This is a genomic window from Pseudomonas sp. B21-019, assembly GCF_024749225.1.
Taxonomy (GTDB): domain Bacteria; phylum Pseudomonadota; class Gammaproteobacteria; order Pseudomonadales; family Pseudomonadaceae; genus Aquipseudomonas.
On record NZ_CP087193.1, the window covers coordinates 2,893,150 to 2,911,146 of the forward strand.

Annotated in this window: 18 protein-coding genes; 8 read left to right on the forward strand and 10 right to left on the reverse strand. The window is 60.6% G+C overall.

The genetic code is table 11. From position 1 onward, the window contains the following. Positions 1-242 precede the first annotated feature (242 nt). Genes LOY36_RS12965 through hcnC form a run of 3 tightly spaced genes read left to right on the forward strand, consistent with a single transcriptional unit; the run spans position 243 to position 3,215 of the window. Positions 243-557, forward strand: a complete 315-nt coding sequence (locus LOY36_RS12965) for a (2Fe-2S)-binding protein (RefSeq protein ID WP_258673909.1) — start codon at positions 243-245, stop codon at positions 555-557. Next, on the forward strand, positions 554-1,963 hold the full coding sequence (hcnB, locus tag LOY36_RS12970; protein WP_258673910.1) for a cyanide-forming glycine dehydrogenase subunit HcnB: 1,410 nt from the start codon (positions 554-556) through the stop codon (positions 1,961-1,963). The genes LOY36_RS12965 and hcnB overlap by 4 nt, the downstream gene beginning before the upstream one ends. Next, on the forward strand, positions 1,956-3,215 hold the full coding sequence (gene hcnC, locus LOY36_RS12975) for a cyanide-forming glycine dehydrogenase subunit HcnC (protein ID WP_019651646.1): 1,260 nt from the start codon (positions 1,956-1,958) through the stop codon (positions 3,213-3,215). Before hcnB ends, hcnC begins: the two co-directional genes overlap by 8 nt. Before the next feature lie 51 nt (positions 3,216-3,266). On the opposite strand, the gene LOY36_RS12980 is transcribed toward hcnC, so the two are convergent. The 8 genes from LOY36_RS12980 to LOY36_RS13015 all read right to left on the reverse strand — a co-directional run bounded on the left by LOY36_RS12980 (position 3,267) and on the right by LOY36_RS13015 (position 11,646). Then, complete coding sequence (locus LOY36_RS12980) at positions 3,267-4,136, reverse strand: oxaloacetate decarboxylase (protein ID WP_019651645.1); 870 nt, start codon at positions 4,134-4,136, stop codon at positions 3,267-3,269. Between the two features lie 307 nt (positions 4,137-4,443). Beyond that, complete coding sequence (gene astA, locus LOY36_RS12985; RefSeq protein ID WP_019651644.1) at positions 4,444-5,478, reverse strand: arginine N-succinyltransferase; 1,035 nt, start codon at positions 5,476-5,478, stop codon at positions 4,444-4,446. Positions 5,479-5,539: 61 nt separating this feature from the next. Further along, the gene (locus LOY36_RS12990) at positions 5,540-6,556 is read right to left on the reverse strand and encodes an arginine N-succinyltransferase (protein WP_258673911.1); all 1,017 of its coding nucleotides are present in this window, start codon (positions 6,554-6,556) and stop codon (positions 5,540-5,542) included. Between the two features lie 119 nt (positions 6,557-6,675). Continuing rightward, entirely contained in the window at positions 6,676-8,025 is a 1,350-nt protein-coding gene (locus LOY36_RS12995) for an APC family permease (RefSeq protein WP_019651642.1), read from the reverse strand. Between the two features lie 55 nt (positions 8,026-8,080). After that, positions 8,081-8,833: an N-formylglutamate amidohydrolase gene (locus LOY36_RS13000; RefSeq protein ID WP_019651641.1), complete on the reverse strand. Its 753-nt coding sequence runs from the start codon at positions 8,831-8,833 to the stop codon at positions 8,081-8,083. Continuing rightward, positions 8,817-10,148, reverse strand: a complete 1,332-nt coding sequence (locus tag LOY36_RS13005; protein WP_258673914.1) for a glutamine synthetase family protein — start codon at positions 10,146-10,148, stop codon at positions 8,817-8,819. Before LOY36_RS13005 ends, LOY36_RS13000 begins: the two co-directional genes overlap by 17 nt. Continuing rightward, a complete protein-coding gene (locus LOY36_RS13010) occupies positions 10,145-10,789 on the reverse strand; it encodes an isochorismatase family cysteine hydrolase (RefSeq protein ID WP_258673916.1) in 645 nt (214 codons plus the stop codon). Before LOY36_RS13010 ends, LOY36_RS13005 begins: the two co-directional genes overlap by 4 nt. 2 nt (positions 10,790-10,791) lie before the next feature. Beyond that, positions 10,792-11,646, reverse strand: a complete 855-nt coding sequence (locus LOY36_RS13015; protein ID WP_018928989.1) for a MurR/RpiR family transcriptional regulator — start codon at positions 11,644-11,646, stop codon at positions 10,792-10,794. Positions 11,647-12,112: 466 nt separating this feature from the next. Here LOY36_RS13015 and LOY36_RS13020 point away from each other — a divergent pair, with 466 nt between their 5' ends. After that, positions 12,113-12,685: a histidine phosphatase family protein gene (locus LOY36_RS13020; RefSeq protein WP_258673917.1), complete on the forward strand. Its 573-nt coding sequence runs from the start codon at positions 12,113-12,115 to the stop codon at positions 12,683-12,685. After that, complete coding sequence (gene cobF / locus LOY36_RS13025; protein WP_258673918.1) at positions 12,685-13,440, forward strand: precorrin-6A synthase (deacetylating); 756 nt, start codon at positions 12,685-12,687, stop codon at positions 13,438-13,440. Before LOY36_RS13020 ends, cobF begins: the two co-directional genes overlap by 1 nt. 18 nt (positions 13,441-13,458) lie before the next feature. On the opposite strand, the gene LOY36_RS13030 is transcribed toward cobF, so the two are convergent. Beyond that, positions 13,459-14,682, reverse strand: coding sequence for a DUF3422 domain-containing protein (locus tag LOY36_RS13030; protein WP_019651636.1), 1,224 nt, complete (start codon positions 14,680-14,682; stop codon positions 13,459-13,461). 259 nt (positions 14,683-14,941) lie between these two features. Here LOY36_RS13030 and LOY36_RS13035 point away from each other — a divergent pair, with 259 nt between their 5' ends. The 3 genes from LOY36_RS13035 (at position 14,942) to LOY36_RS13045 (ending at position 16,980) form a co-directional block, all read left to right on the forward strand. Further along, positions 14,942-15,829: a universal stress protein gene (locus LOY36_RS13035; protein WP_258673919.1), complete on the forward strand. Its 888-nt coding sequence runs from the start codon at positions 14,942-14,944 to the stop codon at positions 15,827-15,829. 65 nt (positions 15,830-15,894) lie between these two features. Then, entirely contained in the window at positions 15,895-16,575 is a 681-nt protein-coding gene (locus LOY36_RS13040) for a phosphoribosyltransferase (RefSeq protein ID WP_258673920.1), read from the forward strand. Positions 16,576-16,650: 75 nt separating this feature from the next. Further along, entirely contained in the window at positions 16,651-16,980 is a 330-nt protein-coding gene (locus LOY36_RS13045; protein WP_018928995.1) for a hypothetical protein, read from the forward strand. Between the two features lie 23 nt (positions 16,981-17,003). On the opposite strand, the gene LOY36_RS13050 is transcribed toward LOY36_RS13045, so the two are convergent. Continuing rightward, complete coding sequence (locus LOY36_RS13050) at positions 17,004-17,906, reverse strand: LysR substrate-binding domain-containing protein (protein WP_258673921.1); 903 nt, start codon at positions 17,904-17,906, stop codon at positions 17,004-17,006. Between the last annotated feature and the right edge of the window lie 91 nt (positions 17,907-17,997).

Genomic DNA, 17,997 nt, shown 5'->3' on the forward strand with positions numbered 1-17,997 from the left:
TGTGGGATAGGACGCAGGTGTTTTCACTGGCCTGGATCAATATTTCCTTCAGCGATATCTCCTAGCATCAAAGATCCAGCCCCATCCTGCGGTATCAACTACAGTGCTTTGACGCGCAGCTGATGCGCTGTCGAAGTACCAGTGCAGACCTTCTCGTTGTTATTAGTCAGGTGGCCCGCAAGGTGTAGTGCAGCATGGAGCTGAAGAATCTCACCTGAACCTTTCACGGATGAACAATCGCAATGCAACGCATAAACCGAACCTTCGATATCCAGCCGCTGGTGCGGGCGGATATGACTGTGCGCATCAATGGCCAGACCGTCAGCGCCGCCATCGGCGAAACCGTCCTGACGGTCATTCAATCACTGGGCATTCGCCAGGTGGCCCGAAACGATCACGATCAACTCAGCGGTGCCTATTGCGGCATGGGCGTGTGCCAATGCTGCCTGGTGAAAATCGATGGCCGGCACAAACGGCGCGCCTGCCAGACAATCGTGCGTGAGGGCATGAGCATCGAAACCCGGGTCAACCGTATCGCCGGGCAGGAGGTTTTATGAGCCTGCAACCGGTGATCGTCGGCGGCGGGCCGGCGGGTATGGCCGCGGCCATTGAACTGGCGCGCCATGGTGTGCGTTGTACCTTGCTCGAAGAGGCTTCGCGTCTTGGCGGGGTGGTCTATCGCGGCCCCTTGCGCGATAACGTGCAACTGGATTACCTGGGGCCACGCTATTCGGAAGTGCTGGCCAAACTGCATGGAGAATTCCACGAGCAGTCGGGCCTGATCGACGTGCGCTTGAACCACCGCGTGGTCGGCGCCGAAGGTACCCGGGCGTTGGTGGTGCTGGACGTCAATGAGCATTTGCAGGAGGTCCGATACCCGCAGCTGCTGTTGGCTGCCGGTTGCCATGAGCGCAGCGTACCGTTCCCCGGCTGGACCTTGCCTGGGGTGATTCTGCTGGGTGGTTTGCAACTGCAAATCAAGAGCGGCGTCGTTCAACCCCAGGGGCCGGTGGTGATTACTGGCACCGGTCCGCTGTTACCGCTGGTGGCCTGCCAACTGCACGCTTCGGGGGTGAGCGTCGCCGGAGTCTACGAGGCGTGTGCGTTCGGCAAGATCGCCCGGGAAAGCCTCGCGCTATTGAACAAACCGCAGTTGTTCCTCGACGGGTTGAGCATGCTCGCGTACCTGAAACTGCACGGCATTCCCATGCTCTATGGCTGGGGCGTGGTCGAGGCTCAAGGCGAGGAAGAGTTGAAATCAGTGACCGTTGCGCCGTACTCCAGCACCTGGGAGCCAGACCTGAGCCGCGCCGAACGGATTGCCGCGCAGACCCTGGCGGTCGGCTATGGCTTCATTCCTCGCACCCAACTCAGCCAGCAAATGGGTCTGGACCACAGTTTCAGCGATGACGGCTACCTGCGGGCCAGCGCCAATGTCTGGCAGCAAAGCAGCGAACCCCATGTGCATCTGGCCGGTGACATGGGCGGAATTCGCGGTGGCGAGGCGGCCATGCTCGCTGGACGAATCGCGGCAGTGTCGATCCTGCTGCAACGTGACGTGCTGGACGCAGAGCTGGCGCGGGTCAGACGTGATCGCTACCTGTCGAAACTCAAGTCGATCGTGCGCTTTCGCGCCGCCGTCGACCGTTACACCGCACGCGGTGCCGGGCAGACTGCATTGCCGGCTGCCGACACGGTGATTTGCCGCTGTGAGCACGCGACCCGCGCCGATATCGATCGGGCGCTGGAGCAGGGTGTGCAAGACCTGGCCAGCCTGAAAATGCGCACCCGCGTGAGCATGGGCGACTGTCAGGGGCGGATGTGCGTCGGTTATTGCACCGACCGTTTGCGCGAAGCCACCGGGCGGCAAGATGTGGGCTGGTTGCGACCGCGCTTCCCCGTCGATCCGGTGCCTTTTTCAGCGTTCCAGTCTGTCGGCACGGGGGCTGCAAGCCATGAGTAAGTTCTACGACGTGATCATCGCCGGCGGCGGTGTGATCGGGGCGTCCTGCGCCTATCAGTTATCCAAGCGCAAACACCTGAAAATCGCGCTGATCGACGCCAAGCGTCCCGGTAACGCGACCCGCGCTTCCGCCGGTGGCTTGTGGGCGATCGGTGAGTCGGTGGGCCTGGGCTGTGGGGTGATTTTCTTCCGCATGATGTCGGCCAATCGCAAGCGCGAAGCCCAGGGCGCGGCGGTGGCTGTGGACTCCAGCACGCCGCATATCCTGCCCCAGTCGTTCTTCGATTTCGCCTTGCAGTCCAACGCGATGTACCCGGATTTGCACCGGGAGCTGCAGGACAATCACGGGATGGATTTCAAGTTCGAGAAGACCGGCTTGAAATTCGTGATCTACGACGATGAAGACCGGCTCTACGCCGAGCACATCGTGGCGTGCATTCCGCACTTGGCGGATCAGGTGCGCTGGCTCGATCAAGCGGCACTGCGCGAAGTCGAGCCAAGTGTCAGCCATGAGGCGAGGGGGGCGCTGGAGTTTCTCTGCGACCATCAGGTCAGCCCGTTCCGCCTGGCCGATGCCTACACCGAAGGCGCGCGGCAAAACGGTGTGGACCTGTATTTCAACACCAACGTCACCGGGGTGCTGCACCACGGCTCGCAGGTCATTGGCGTGCAGACCTCCGAGGCCGGCGTGTTCCGTTGCGATACGCTGATCAACGCTGCTGGTGCCTGGGCCGCCGATCTCAGCGAGCAGGCCACCGGCATTCGCATTCCGGTGAAACCGGTGAAGGGCCAGATCCTGCTGACCGAGCGTATGCCGAAGATCCTGCGCGGTTGCCTGACCACCAGCGACTGTTACGTGGCGCAGAAAGACAATGGCGAAATCCTGATCGGCAGCACCACCGAAGACAAAGGTTTTGACGTGACTACCACCTACCCGGAAATCCGCGGTCTGGTGCAAGGCGCGGTGCGCTGCATTCCGGCGCTCGCCGACATCAGCCTGAAACGTTGCTGGGCCGGGTTACGTCCTGGTTCGCCGGACGAACTGCCGATTCTCGGGCCGATGAAAGGCGTGCAGGGTTACCTCAATGCCTGCGGACATTTCCGCACCGGCATCCTGACCTCGGCGATTACCGGCGTGTTGCTGGACAAACTGGTGAATAACGAGCCGTTGCCGCTGGATATCACACCGTTTCTGGCGGATCGGTTTGAGGTGGCGCCGAAGGCCGAATCGAAAGCAGTGCATATGGTTTGACTGCACCCTCACTACAGACGCGCGAGCGCTGTGGTGAGGGCGCTTGTGCCGTCATTCTTTAACGCGCATGAACTCTTCCGCCCAACGAATGTAATCCTCAGGCTGCGTATAGGTATGCGTCAGTTCGGTGGCGTTCAGGTCGGAGGCCTGGGTGAAAATCTGGCGTTGTTCGCGCAGGCTGTCATAAGTGGCTTTGATCGCTGCGAAGTAGGCGCCATGGCCGTCGATGGTAACGCGCACGCCCAATTCGGCCAGGCGCTTGTCGTCGCGCAGCAACGGGTTGCCGTAGGTGACCAGCATCAGCGGTACGCTCAGGTGTTCGGCGATCTGTTCCAGATGATCGAAGTCCTGCACGCCCACCATGCAAATCCCGTCGGCCCCGGCCTGTTGGTAATGTTGGGTGCGGCTGATGATTTCCTGGACCGGCAGGATCCCGGCGTTGGTGCGGGCGATGATCGCCATTTCCGGGTCGACCCGGGCTTCCAGCGCCGCGCGGATCTTGCCGACACCTTCGGCGACAGTGATCAGGTCGGTGGACTTGCGACCGAATTGCGCCGGCAGCAGGGTGTCTTCGATGGTCAGGGCGGCCACGCCGGCGCGTTCGAGTTCGACGATGGTGCGCATGACATTGAGCGCATTGCCGTAGCCGTGGTCGGCGTCGGCAATGACCGGCAATTGCGCCACTCGACCGATGCGGGTGGCCTGTTCGGCGAACTCACTGAGGGTGATCAACGCAAAATCGGGGGCGCCCAATACCTGCAGCGACGCCACCGAACCACCCAGGATGCCCACCTCAAAACCCAGGTCGGCGGCGATGCGTGCCGACATCGGATCGAAGACCGAGGCCGTGTGGTAGCAGGTGTTGGATGCGAGCAGTCGGCGGAAATTACGGCGCAAATCTTGATGAGAAAGCCTGGACATACGAGTTCCACCATATAAAGGAATGGAAGGGCTTGAGCAAAAGTGTCAACGCCGAAGGAACAAAAGGCTATCACGCGGGCGGGTAAAGGATGATGACGAATTTTTTTGGCAAGGGCACATCATCTGGATTGACACCAATGCTGGTCTTCACGCGATCCTTTGTAGCAGCTGCCGAAGGCTGCGTTCGAGTGCGAAGCGCTCGCCATCAGATCAGAAGTCATGCGCAAATCAGCGATCAGTCTGAAAGACCGAAATGGCAGGTTTTATGACTGCTACGTCCGAACGAGGCTTCGCCAGCGGCTACAGCTCACGCTGCTACCGCTTGCTGCTGTTGGTTGCGCAGCGGCACGGCGCGTACCGAGCTGCCGGGCTGCAATTGCAGGCGTTTGGCGGTGAGGCGGTCGACCATCAGGCTATTGCCCACCAGCCGTGCCCGGGCGGTGGTGATGCGGCAGCTTTCCAGGCGACGGTTGTGGATCAGCCATACCGGGGCCTGGTCGTCGGGCGTGCCGATGGCCAGCATCAATGATTGGCTGTCGCGCACCGCGCGGATTCTCGACACCGGGGCTTCGATCACCGGGCCTGCGTCGAATATGTCGATGTAACCCTTATGGGCAAACCCCTCGGCGGTGAGGATCTTCAGCGCCGGTTCGGTGTTGGGGTGAGGCTTGCCGATCACCGCCTGGGCCTGTTCGGTGAGCAGGCAGGTGTAGAGCGGTTGGCGCGGCATCAGTTCGGCGATGAACGCTTTGCTGCCCAGCCCCGACAAGTGATCGGCATGGCTGAAATCCATCTTGAAAAAGTGCCGGCCCAGGCTGTCCCAGAACGGCGAGCAGCCTTGTTCGTCGGCACTGCCACGCAGTTCGGCGATGAGCTTGTCGCCGAACAGCTGGGGGAATTCGGCAACGAACAGCAGACGCCCCAGCGACAGCAATCGACCGTTACTGCCATAGCGTTGATCGTGTCGCAGAAACAGTGAGCAGATTTCCGATTGCCCGGTCATTTCGTTGTTGAGGAACAACGTGGGGATCTGGCGCTGAATGCCCAGGTCCGGCGATGAACTGACCGTGAGCCCGACCCGATAGTTGTACCAGGGCTCCCGCAGACCGACGGCCCCGACCAGGGCACTGACGCCGACCACTTGCTGATCATCGTCTTCGAGCACAAACAGGTAGTCGGCATCCGCGCGCTCGACCTGTCCGGCGAAAGTCCGCTGGGCCCAGCGCACCCGGTGGGTCAGGCGCTCTTCGTTGGCCGGCAGGGTAGTGAACCCGGGGCCGGCCCGTTGTACCAAATCGAGTAAAGCGGGCAGGTCGGTCATTTGAACCGGGCGCAAAATCATGATGCAGCTCCTTCTTCGCGCCTGCTCGGGCGCTGTCGTTGGACTCGGGGCCGGTTGCCGCTCACAGGGCGATCAGCCGGATCGCACTGGCGTCGGTCACGTTCAAGGCCGCGCACATCTCGGCGCTCAAGGCGATAGGTTGCCCGGCGCAGTAGTCCAGTTCGGCGACGATGGCGCGGTAGCCCTTCAACGAATCGTTGCTCACCAGGTAACTGCCACGGGCGTCGATGGGCGAGCCGGTTTGCACCGTGCCGGCCTGGCTCTGGGCGATGGAACGAATGCTTGAGGTGCGGGCGTAAAGCGTCGGGCCGCCGTCGAACAGGTCGATGTAGCTGTTGGTCTCGAAGCCTTCGCGCTCCAGAATGTCGAAGGCCTCCTGGCCATCGGGGTGGATCCGGCCGATGCAGTTTTGTGCTGCCTGCGACAGCATCGGCACGTAGATCGGGTATTGCGGCATCAATTCGGCGAGGAATGTCCGGCTCTGCAGGCCGCAAAGCCGCTCGGCCTCGACATAAGGCAAATCGAAGAAATGCTTGCCCAGCGCATCCCAGAACGGCGATTGCCCCTGTTCGTCGCTGTAACCGACGATCTCGGTGATCACCGCTTCGGCAAAACGTGCCGGGTGGGCGGCGATGAACAGCAGCCGCGCCCGGGACAGCAACTCGGAAAATGGCGTGTGCTCCAGCGCCGAGTCGATATGGAAACCGCGCAACAAGGAATGACCGCTGAGGTCTTGGCACAACGACAACGCCGGCACCCCATGCTCGATGTTCAGCTCCCGTGAGGCGCTGGTGAAATGGCGGTTGCGCAAACTGTAGAACGGCTCGCCGAACCCGGCGGTGGCGAGCACTTCCGAGCAGCCGACCAGACGGCGAGTCGTCAGGTTTTCCAGCACGAAGAAATAGTTCTCCGGACCTTGGCCCTGGACGTCTTTTTCGAACGAAGCACAGGAATCGAGAATTTTCTCCCTCAGGCGTTCGGTGTCGTCCGGCAAGGACGTGACCCCCACCAGACTGTCGCGCGCCAGCTGCTGCAACTGGGGCAGGTCGGTTAACTCGACTGGACGTAAGACCAGCATGGACATACTCCTGTATCAAAAGGTTCGGCGGCTTGCACCGAACCTGACTATCACTGTCGGTTTCCACGCGTTAAATCGGCGGACGCCTGAAATCGTGTCAGACGCTGCTCTTTTTCTTGTCAGCCATTGCTTGGGTCGGGCAGTGCCGTGCTGGTACCCAGTTTGTTGAGGAAGAACAGATAGACCAGGCCCAGGGCAATCCAGATCAGGCCGAGTTTCTGTGCATCGACGCCCATGTTGTACATGATGGCCGCGACGATGATGAAGCCGATGACCGGGCAGATCAGGTGACGGATCACCTGGCCGGACTTCTGCCGACGCCAGTAGTAGTTGATCACGGTCAGATGCAGCAGCATGAAGCCGCTCAGGGCGCCGAAGTTCACCAGGGAGGTGAGGGTGTCCACCGAGTTGATGAACAGGTAGCAGATTACCAGCGACAGCACCGCCACCAGATAAATGCTCAAGTACGGCGTGTTGTGTTTCGGATGCACCTTGGCCAGCACTTTTGGCAGTTTGCCATCCCGGGCCATGCCGAACAGCAGTCGCGAAACCGCCGCTTGGGAGGTAATGGCGACGGCCACACCCCAGGCCAGCGCGGTGGCCACGGCGGTCAGGGTGGCCAGCCAGCTGCCGGCGGCGATTTCGGCGATTTCATAGAACGCGGTGTCGGCGGACTTGAAGCCCAGGCCGGCGGCCAGGTCGGTGGCGATCCAGGTCTGCACGACGAAGATCACGCCCATCACCAGCAGCGTGATCAGCGCAGCCTTGCCGACGCTGCGGCCCGGATCGCCCTTGATCTCTTCGGCGAGGGTGGAAATGGCATCGAAACCGAGGAACGACAGCACCGCAATCGACACCGCTTGCATCAGCAGGGCGAAGTTGAAGGTTGCGGGGTTGTACAACGGCGCCAGGGTCAGCTGACCGTTACCGCCGCCACTGTGCAAGGCATTCCAGGCGTAGAACAGGAAGATCCCCAGCACCACCAGTTGCGCCAGCAGGAAGATGATGTTCATGCGTGCGGTGAAGGTGATGCCCCGCAGGTTGACGAAGGTGGCGCTGACCAGAAAGGCCAGGATGAAGCCGACTTTCGGGATGTCCGGGTACAAATGATTCAGCGCCATCGCCGCGTACACGTAGAGCAACGGCGGAATCAGCAGGTAATCGAGCAGCATCAGCCAGCCGGCGATAAACCCGACATGTTGGTTGAGGCCGCGTTGTGCGTAGGAATACACGGAGCCCGCCACCGGATAGGCCCGGGCCATGCTGCCGTAACTGAGGGCGGTGAACAGCATCGCCACCATGCCGATGATGTAGGCCAGCGGCACCATGCCGGGTGCTTCGGCGTTGACGTAACCATACACGCCGAACGGTGCGATGGGGATCATGAAGATCATCCCGTACACCACCAGGTCGGTCAGTGACAGGCTGCGTTTCAACTCTTGCTTGTAGCCGAATTCTTCAATGTCCATGAAGCCGTTCTCCTTGATATGAAAGCAGCTGCACGCTGCAAGTTTGAAGCTGTTGCTATAGCAGCGGCGCCAGATAGTCGGTCCAGCGACTGACGTCCTCGGGGGTGCGCAGCAGGTCGTTGCGCACCTCGATCAGCACCGAGTCCAGCCCGCGGGCGTCGCCGTGAACCGGTACGGTCATGTCACCCAGCGGATCGACTTTGTACGGCTGATTACCGGCGATTTTCAATGGGTGCCGGCTCAGGCCGTCGATTACTCGCTGGGCGTAGTCCCAGGCCTTCCCGTACAACACACCGACTTCCAGCGGTCGTGGCTGGCCGTAATATATCGGCGTGAAACTGTGAATCCCCACCACTCGAACCGGTTTATTTTGCTCCACGCGGGCGTCAATCAAGGTTTGCAGGCGTGCATGAAACGGCTTGAACAGGCAGTGTCGGCGGTATTCACGGGTGGCCTCATCCAGATCGCGATTGCCCGGCACCTGATAAATCTCGCTCTGCAACGGAATGCTGTCTGGCGCGTGGCGCGGGCGGTTGAGGTCGATCAACAGCCGTGAATAGTTGGCCGCCAACAGGGTTGCGCCCAGCGCTTCGGCCAAACCCTCGGCCAGCGCCAGGGCGCCGATATCCCAGGCGATGTGTTCGCGGGCGGCCTCGTCGCTCAGGCCCAGGTCGTTTAACCGGTCCGGGATAAAACGACTGGCGTGTTCACACACCAGAATCAGCGGGTGCTCGGAAGCTTCCCGGCTCAGGGTGTAGGCAGGCCGGGTGTAGAGGCCCAGTTCGGCGGATTCAGTACAGGCGCGCATAGTGCTCACAGAGGTCGGCGGGCGAGAGCTGTTCCGTCAGCGTCAGTTCCTCGGTTTTCAGGGCGAAGTAGGTGTCCAGTAACGCGCTCGGCAGGGCTTCGATCAGCGCCTCGCTGTTGCGCAGGCAATCCAGTGCCCGGGACAGCGACGCAGGCAGGGCGACGATGCCGCGGGCCTGGCGTTGCTCTTCGTTCAGGGAGTCAGGGATTTCATCGGTGATGGCGTTCAACGTCAGGCGCTGCTCGATACCCAGGCGCCCGGCGATCAGCAATGCAGCCATGGCCAGGTGCGGTGAGGCGGTGGCGTCCATGGCGCGAAATTCCAGGTTGTACTGCATCGCCACGGATTTGCCGCCCAGGCTGACGGTCGGGCAAATCCGCAGCGCCGCTTCGCGGTTGCGTTGGCCGAGGCAGGCGTAGGAAGCGCTCCAGTGATGGGGCTGCAAGCGTTCATAGGAAATCGGCGTTGGCGCGGTGAACGCACAGAGCGCTGGCAAGTAATGCAGAACGCCGGCAGCCCAATGCTGGCCGAGGGGCGACAGGCCGTTGGCGGTGTCGGCGTCATACATCACCGGTTGGCCGGCCATGTCTTGCAGGCTCACGTGCAAATGCACGCCGTTGCACACGGCATGCTCGGCCGTCTTGGGGGCAAAACTCAGGTTGAGGCCCATTTGCCGGGCGATCTCACGGGTGATCTCGCGCACGTTCACCGCGCGGTCGGCGGCAGCGACACCAAGGGCCGGGCGGCAGGTGATTTCGTACTGGTGCTTGCCGTATTCCGGCAGGAACATTTCCGGCTCGACGCCGCCGGCCCGCAGTGCACTGAGCAGCCAGCCGCCGAACCCGGCGCCCTGGCGCTGGGCTTCCAGAGAGAACGCCAGGTGCTCCGCCGCGCCGCTGTCGAGGTTGAATTCGTGTTCGAACGCGGCGTTGATCTGCAAACCCAATTCGTCGCGATAGCGCTCCACTTCGTTGCGCAACAGCGTACGAGGGCAGGCGCCCCACGGACGGCCATCGGTTTCGCGAATGTCGCCGTGAATGAAGTCCAGCGCCGGGGCGTCGGCATCCGGGCCGTTGTTGACGGTCACCCGGCTGCTCAAATCGGGAATCAGCCGTAAATCCCCATAAGCGCCCCAAGGGTTGCTGGTGGCGATGATGTCTTGCGGGGTCAGGGCGCTATTGGCCGGTACCCAGCCGCAACCGGCCGCTTGATAGGCATCGAGTTCGTCGGTGGGGAAAGAACGGCCGCGTGTCACGCCGATGAGGTCGGTGGTGACAATGGTGGTCATCGGCAGTGGTGACAGGCGTTCGCTCATGGCTGGATCTCCTGCAACCGGCCAAGCACGGTCTGGGTGTCGGTGATCCAGCAGTAGCCCTTGATGGCGTTCAGGCAGGCGTGATGCCGTTGTTCGGTGTAGGTGGCGCAGGCATCTTCGACCAGCGTCACCAGGTAGCCACGGTCGGCGGCGTCGCGCACGGCCATGTCGACGCATTGGTCGGTGACGATGCCGGCGATGATCAGGTGGCGGGTTTCAAGGTTGCGCAGCACGTAGTCGATGCTGGTGGAGTTGAACACCCCGGAAGAGGTCTTGGGCAGCACGATTTCGTTTTCGGTCGGCGTCAGCTCTTCGATGATTTGCGCTTGCGGGCTGCCCTTGGGCAGGTGCATGTCCGAGAGTTTGTGATCCAGCGAGCGATCGCGGCCATCGGCGGTGAGGCTTTCGATGAGTGTGTGCAACACGTTTTGCCGGGCGCTGCGAAAGGCATTGAGCAGCCTGCGTTGATTGGGCACTACCTGCGTGCGGGCGCGGGTCAGGAAGTAGTCGGCATCCGGCTCGTTGAGGTGCGGGTCGAATTGCGTCTCAAGCCAGGCACGTTGCATGTCCACCAGCAACAGCGCGGTGTGATCGGCGGTAAACGGCAAGTCCCGGGGCGAATGGTGGGGGAGCATGAACATCCTTATTTATCCTCCAGCAGGTGAGTGTCGAAGTCGGCTCGCAGGGCATCGATGCCTTCCAGGCGATCGGCCAGATCGGGGCTGCGCAGGGTCAGGCAGGCAATCAGTGCTTCAACCTGGGCCAGCGCCGGCACTATCGAGTCGAAGGCCGACGCCGATTCCACCGGTGCGCTGATGATCAGGTCGGCTATTTCCCGCAGCGGTGATGCGTAGATGTCGGTGAACAGCACGACACGCGCATGTCGGCTCTTCGCGGCATTGGCGACCCGCAGGGCCTGGGACTGATAGCGGCGATAGTCGAACACCAGCAATACGTCCTGACGCTGCACGTCAAACAACCGGTCCGGTAACTGGGCGTTGTCTTCCAGGGCGAAACAGCCGGGCCGCAACAGGCGCAGGTGATTGAGCAAATAGTTGGCGAGGAAACTGCTGAAGCGACCGCCAAAGCAGTGGACCTGGTGGCGGGTGTCGAGCAGCCACTCCACCAGAATCCGCACATCTTCGGGCTGGGTCAGCGCCTGGGTTTCTACCAGTGCCCGATGGCTGTCTGCCAGATAATGGCTCCAGGGGTCATCTTTTTTGAGTTGGGCGCGGGGCTGCAACAGGGTGCTGGGGGAGCGCAGGCGGTGATCCATGTCACTGAGCAAGGCTTCCTGAAAATCGGCGTAACCGCTGAAACCAAGTTTTTTTACCAGCCGCACGATGGTCGGATCGCTGACACCGGCATGTTCGGCCAAGCGTGACATCGGGCCCAGTCCGTTACGCGGGTACTGGTCCAGCAAGGCACGTATGACTTTGCGTTCCGACGGCGTGAAGTCCAGGCCGGGCTCGGTGATCAGGTCTCTGAGAGGGGGCATCCGGGCTCCTGCTGGATGGGTATGTCGGTTTCATTTCATAAATCGCTAAATTAGTATTTATGTAACGTGCGCTACATGTCTAGTTAATTTTTGTGCGGATTTTAAAAGCACTAAAATGGGGCGAAACCCCCGTGCGTGCGGGGCTGAGTGGATGTCGACAGGCTTTGTAGGACATCGCCCATAGAGGTGTGAGATATCAACCCTGCTCAGGAATAAAATGGGCTGCGAGCCCGATGCCGTAGCAGCTGTCGAGCTCGCGAGGCTGCGTTCGGCTGCGAAGCAGTCGTAAACCCTGAGTGCACAGTGTGCCTGACGGATCACAGTGCCTGATTTCACGACCGCTACGCAGCCGAACGCAGCCTCGCGGGCTCGGCAGCTGCTACAAGGAAGGCATTCAGATTGCGTTTCTTGCGGCACAATGCACGGCATCGTGCCGTCTTTCATTCCACTGACAGAGAGAACCTTCGTGCAGGCAACCCGCTTGACCCTGATTTGTCACGCTCGAACCGTCGCACAGAAACTGGCGCGTTTTCCTACGAATGAACCCGTGGAAATGGATTGGCAATCGGCGAAGGGCTCGCGCTGTCGTCAGTTCAAGCGAGCCCCCCGTTTACTCTGCGGCCCTGAACTGCGGACCCGCCAAACCGCTGAGCTGTTTGGCGACAACGTGGAGATTGTCACGGCATTGGGGGATTGCGATTTCGGACGCTGGAAGGGCACGTCGATCGACGACTTGCAAACATCCGAACCCGAGACGCTTCAGACCTGGCTCAGCGACCCGACGTCGGCGCCCCATGGGGGAGAATCGGTGGCGCAGCTCGGTGAGCGGGTAGCCGCGTGGTTGAAGACCCTTGAGGCGACACCGGAGCATTTCGTTGCCATCACCCATCCGTTTGTCATTCGCGCCGCGCTGATGCAGGTGTTGCAGGGCGCGGCGTTCAACCAGATCGACGTCGAACCGTTGTCGGCCATCGAATTGCGGTTCAACGGTCGCTGGCGGCTACGCTTGACGGGCATGGACCCTGAAGGAGCGCTGTGATGAAAAAACTTTTGATCATCGGTGTCGGCGCCGGCAACCCCGACTACATCACGATGCAGGCGGTGAAAGCGCTGAATCGGGTCGACGTGTTTTTCCTCATGGACAAGGGCCAGAGTAAAGACAAACTGATCGACCTGCGTCGCGAGATCTGCGAGCGCTACATCACCGATCGCGACTACCGCTTCGTTGAAGCCCACAGCCCGGAGCGTGAGCGCGGCGATGTGGACTACAACGCCAGCGTCGAAGACCTGAACCGTGCCAAGCAGCAGACGTTCGAGCGGCTGATCGATGAGGAAATGACCGACGACCAGTGCGCCGGTTTTCTGGTGTGGGGCGATCCGGCGTTGTACGACAGCACCATTCGGATCCTGCAGGCGATTCTGGCGTCCGGTCGTTGTCTGTTCGAATTCGAGGTGATCCCCGGCATCACCAGCGTGCAGGCGCTGGCGGCGCAACATAAGGTGCCGCTGAACAGCATCGGCCGCTCGATTGAAATCACCACCGGCCGACGGCTGGCGGCCGGCCAGGTAAGCGATGCCGACAGCCTGGTGGTAATGCTGGATGCGCAAGATGCCTACCATCACGTGGCTGATCAGGAGACAGACATTTACTGGGGGGCCTATCTGGGGACGCCGGATGAAATCCTGATCAGCGGCAAGCTCAAAGACGTGGCCGATGAAATTGAGCGGGTGCGCAAGGCGGCGCGGTTGGCCAACGGGTGGATCATGGATACCTACCTGTTGCGCAAGCCTTGAACGCCGCCAACCGATTGATCAGTGTTCTTTGGCCTTTCTGATCCTGATCAAAATAAACAGCAGGATGCACAGCGCGAGCGGGGTCATGGCCAGCATGGCGTCCCGCGCGGAAATGTCCGCGCCCAGGGTGTGCAGGCCCGAGTAGAACAGCTTGAACAGGCTCAGCAAATAATAGGTGATGGCGATAATCGACAAGCCTTCGACCGCACGCTGGATTTTGATTTGGGTATCGGCGCGAGCGTTCAGGCTGCTCAGGATTTCCGAGTTCTGTTCTTCCATTTCAACCTGCACCCGCGCCTGCAGCAGATCCCCGAGGTTGGCCACGCTTTTGGCCAGTTGCTCCAGGCGTTGTTCGGTGACGTCACAGTACCTGACGGTAGGTTTGAAGCGTCTTTCGATGAAGATACCCAGTCGCTGGCAATCGCCCACGTGAGTTTCCCTGAGTTCGCCCAAACGCTCGAAAACCAGCTGGGCATACGCTTGGGTGGCGCTGAAGCGGTGTCGGGTTTTCGCGGTGCTGCTGACCACTTGCGCCGACAGACTGGCGATATCAGTCAACAACGCTTTCGCATTACCGGTATCAGGGCCGGCGTTACGTTCCGAAAGGTTGACCAATGTCTTATCGAAGACGTTGAGCTGAGCGCTCAAGGTTTTCGCGGTGGTAAGGGAAAGCGACGCCATCATGCGGTAGGTTTCGATTTCCAGCAGACGGCGGATCATCCGGCCTTGGCGATAGGCATTCAGGCGCTTGTTGACGAACAGGAAACGGTTAGTGCCGTCCTCGCTCAGGCGAAAATCGCTCCAGACCGTCGCATCGCCACCGCCGATGCATGAGCCGCAAGGGTCTTTGAATCCATAAGCCGACAGATCGCCGGAAAACGAGGCATCGTTGCGCACCACAATCTGCACGGCGTTGATCACGTGCTGCATGAAGGGTTCGACGCGGTCCATCAAGGTCTTGGGGGGCTGGCTCCAGTCAGGCTCCTGACTGGAAGAAGGCACCACCAGTGTCAGCGTCAGGAACTCCGCGTGCCGCTCCCACTTCAAGGCATGCCCCTCCAGCCTGGTGATGCCCTGGGCCGCATCCGGGTCGACGGGGCCGGGGCAGCAGCGACTCAGCAGGGTGTCGCATTGCCCGTCATTAGCCAGAAACGCCAGATGAAACACGTGGGCGGGCTCGTCGAAATACAGCGAAGGGCGCGCGTGCAACTCATTGTGCAGGGTCAGTCTTTGCGGGTGCATGCTGTCGAGGCCATGTTGGAGTTGTTTGTTCTTGGGACTGGGTGACCGATTCTTGAGTCACAAACAAACCCGGGCCATCGACCATCCGGTGGGCATTTCCGCAACACCGTTGTGAACTATTCTTTCCCAAGTGGGCACCTTCAATGACGCCCACAGGGGATTGATATAAATCAAGGCCCAAGAGACTTTAAGGGGGGAGTCTGGGCTGAAGCCGGGTTGTTGACCTGGCGAAAACGCCATCGCTGTCCGGAGTCAGATCATGAGCCAGTATCAACGGTTATTACTGATCATCAACCCGCTCCTGCGCCAGTCTCCCGCGCTCAACCATGCCGCTGCCGTGGCCAAGGCCAGTGGGGCGAGTTTGCATATTGCTGCGCTGATCCCCTCGTTGGACGTTCTGTCGTTACTTGAAGAGGGCGACCGGAAAGTGGCTCGGGCGAGCTACCTGCAGGAACACCGCGACTGGCTCAAGGAGCAGGCGGAAAAAATGCAGGGCAGGGGGATCGAGGTGACAACCGAGGTCGCCTGGGCCGACAACATGCGCCAGGACATCCTTGATCACGTCACGGAAATGCACCCCGATCTGTTGATCAAGCAAGTCCAGCATGAGCCCGTGCTCAAGCGCGCGTTCTTTACGCCGCTGGACTGGCGTTTGTTGCGCCATTGTCCGGTACCGGTCTATCTGGTGGGTGCCCAAAGCCATGCCTTGCCGCAGAAGGTGGTGGCCGCGGTTGATGTTGTCGATACCGAGCCTTCGAACAGCGAACTCAACGACCGGATCATCCTGCAGGCGTCTGCCCTTGCGCTGCAATGCAATGCCGAGTTGCATCTGCTGTACGCATGTGACATTCCGGCTGCTTTTCTGGCGGATCTGGGCGGTGGCCTGACGCTATCGGAGCTTACCCGGGAATTGCGCAAGGACCTGGAAACCTCATTCCTCAAGTTGGCCGCCCGGTTCGGCGTGCCCGCTGAATGTCGGCATTTCATCACGGGGCATCCGGTGTCGGTGCTGAGTGAGTTTTCCCACGAACACCAGATAGATGTGATCGTGATGGGCAGAACACAGTACGGCAGCCTGGAGAAACTGCTCGGCAGCACCACCGAACATATTCTGTATCAGGTGCCTTGCAGCGTTCTAGCGGTGTAGTCGCGAGCATCCTTAGCGAAATTGACTTGCCCGTTTTGGGGCTCCCGCCCCAGGGAGGTTTTCAGATGAATCACAGTCCTTCGTTGCAAACCATCTTGCATGACCGGGTTGATGCCGGCCGAAGCCTGGTGGAACCGTTGCTTAAATACGCTAAAAGAGCCGATGTCATCGTCCTGGCCTTGCCCCGTGGCGGCGTGCCGGTCGCCTATGAAGTGGCCACGGCCCTGGAGGTTCGCCTGGACCTGATGCTGGTCCGCAAGCTGGGCGTGCCGTCCCACCAGGAATTTGCCATGGGCGCTATCGCCAGCGGTGGCATTCAAATCGTCAATGACGATGCGCTGCGGGCTAACGGCATCGACCAGCGTACGCTCGACGCTGTGGTGGCGAAGGAAACGCAGGAAATGTTGCGTCGCGAGCAGCTATTCCGGGAATCCCGCGAGCCTTTGGCGCTCAAGGATCAAGTGGTGATTCTGATCGATGACGGCCTGGCGACAGGGGCCACGATGATGGCCGCGATACAGGCCGTGCGCCTGCAAGCACCATCGCGCATCGTCGTTGCCGTGCCGGTGGCCCCCATGGAAACGGCAGAGGCGCTGCGAGATGAAGTGGACGAGCTGATTTGCCCGCTCACCCCTGATTGGCTGGTATCGATCGGCTATTGGTACACGGATTTCTCTCAGACGTCGGATGAAGAGGTCATCGATCTTTTACATCGGGCCTGGCAGAGAGAATCAATGATGAAATGAGGCAAACTGCTGGCCCCCCGATCTTCGGTTCGTTGTCAAACTTGCTTTCTTTTCAGCAGGTTAGGCATTGGCGATATGCGGACTTTGGTATGGATGACTGCAACGTTTGTCCTGGTGGCTATTTCGTTTGGAGCCCAGGCAAAGGAACTGAGCAAGAACTCTCGCTATGTATGCAGCTGGGGCTCGGAAATAGCCGAGGGCGCGCAAGCCTCGAAACTTTCCGGGCTTACGCTTTACGGAGCACGCAAGAAGCTGCAATCGCGCAAGTTTCCCCGACCGTGGATGCGCATGACGGCCATGGGCATCACGGAGCAAACCTATAACAGCCCTTCGCGTCTCAAGCCTGCCGGCATCAAGCAAACGTATTACGAGCAATGCATCCGGCATGAGTTGGCGCAACGGTAATCGGCCGGTCGCAGGAGCAGTTCCTACGACCCCCATCCCTCCCGCACAGCCTTGCGAATCCCCTCCAGCAACATCGCAAACGCCGGGTTGTCATTGTTCTCGCGCCAGATCAAATGCAGCTCGCTTTGCACACCTTCCCCCAGATCGATATCGCGGAACACCACGTTCTTGAACACCACGCTGGTGGCGCAACGCGGCACCAGGGCCAGGCCCATGCCGGCGTTGACCAGCGCCAGGATCGTCAGTGATGAGCCGAGCCACTGTACGTATTCCGGAGCAACGCGGGCCGAGCGGAGCATGCCGGTCAGCAGTTCGTTGAACGGCGGATAGGCCGCATGGGAGTACATGAGGAACGGTTGTGCATCCAGGTCTTTGACGGACACGGTTTGTGCGCTGGCCAGCCGATGGTTGCTGGGCACGGCCAGCACAAAGGGTTCACGCACCAGGCATTCAGTGGCATAACCCGGCTCCAGCAACGGCGCGCGGACGATGCCCAGGTCGATACGGCGCGCGCGCAGGGCTTCGTGCTGCTGGTAGGTGTTCATTTCCGACAGGTCGATTTTGACCTGAGGCTGTTTGAGTCGTGCTTCCGCGATGACCTTGGGCAGGAATTCGTACACCGCGCTGCCGACAAAGCTGATGTTGACCGTACCGATATCGCCTTCGGCGAAGCGCCGGGCGGTGATGGCCGCTTGCTGGGCGCGCTCCAGCAGGTTCTGGGCTTCGATGAAGAACGCGCGGCCGGCGGCGGTCAGGGCGACGCTGCGGGTGCTGCGGGTGAACAACTCGACGCCCAGGTGATGCTCCAGCAGTTGAATCTGCCGACTGAGGGGCGGCTGGGTCATGTTCAACCGTTCGGCGGCCCGGCGGAAGTTGAGTTCAGTGGCCACGGTGGTGAAGCAGCGCAGTTGCGTCAGTTCGAACATTGATCTAATCCAGGTATCAATCGAATGCCAAGTTAGATTAGACGGGATCAATAGGCGCGTCCATGATCGGCTCTCCCCCTAAAAAAACAAT

Coding starts and splice junctions, on each gene's coding strand:
- LOY36_RS13005 (WP_258673914.1), bottom strand. CDS start 10,148: ATGAGCGAACGCCTGTCACCACTGCCGATGACCACCATTGTCACCACC.
- LOY36_RS12980 (WP_019651645.1), bottom strand. CDS start 4,136: ATGTCCAGGCTTTCTCATCAAGATTTGCGCCGTAATTTCCGCCGACTG.
- LOY36_RS13010 (WP_258673916.1), bottom strand. CDS start 10,789: ATGTTCATGCTCCCCCACCATTCGCCCCGGGACTTGCCGTTTACCGCC.
- LOY36_RS12995 (WP_019651642.1), bottom strand. CDS start 8,025: ATGGACATTGAAGAATTCGGCTACAAGCAAGAGTTGAAACGCAGCCTG.
- cobF (WP_258673918.1), top strand. CDS start 12,685: ATGAAAAAACTTTTGATCATCGGTGTCGGCGCCGGCAACCCCGACTAC.
- LOY36_RS13045 (WP_018928995.1), top strand. CDS start 16,651: ATGCGGACTTTGGTATGGATGACTGCAACGTTTGTCCTGGTGGCTATT.
- LOY36_RS13000 (WP_019651641.1), bottom strand. CDS start 8,833: ATGCGCGCCTGTACTGAATCCGCCGAACTGGGCCTCTACACCCGGCCT.
- LOY36_RS13030 (WP_019651636.1), bottom strand. CDS start 14,682: ATGCACCCGCAAAGACTGACCCTGCACAATGAGTTGCACGCGCGCCCT.
- LOY36_RS12990 (WP_258673911.1), bottom strand. CDS start 6,556: ATGCTGGTCTTACGTCCAGTCGAGTTAACCGACCTGCCCCAGTTGCAG.
- hcnC (WP_019651646.1), top strand. CDS start 1,956: ATGAGTAAGTTCTACGACGTGATCATCGCCGGCGGCGGTGTGATCGGG.
- LOY36_RS13050 (WP_258673921.1), bottom strand. CDS start 17,906: ATGTTCGAACTGACGCAACTGCGCTGCTTCACCACCGTGGCCACTGAA.
- LOY36_RS13035 (WP_258673919.1), top strand. CDS start 14,942: ATGAGCCAGTATCAACGGTTATTACTGATCATCAACCCGCTCCTGCGC.
- hcnB (WP_258673910.1), top strand. CDS start 554: ATGAGCCTGCAACCGGTGATCGTCGGCGGCGGGCCGGCGGGTATGGCC.
- LOY36_RS13015 (WP_018928989.1), bottom strand. CDS start 11,646: ATGCCCCCTCTCAGAGACCTGATCACCGAGCCCGGCCTGGACTTCACG.
- astA (WP_019651644.1), bottom strand. CDS start 5,478: ATGATTTTGCGCCCGGTTCAAATGACCGACCTGCCCGCTTTACTCGAT.
- LOY36_RS12965 (WP_258673909.1), top strand. CDS start 243: ATGCAACGCATAAACCGAACCTTCGATATCCAGCCGCTGGTGCGGGCG.
- LOY36_RS13040 (WP_258673920.1), top strand. CDS start 15,895: ATGAATCACAGTCCTTCGTTGCAAACCATCTTGCATGACCGGGTTGAT.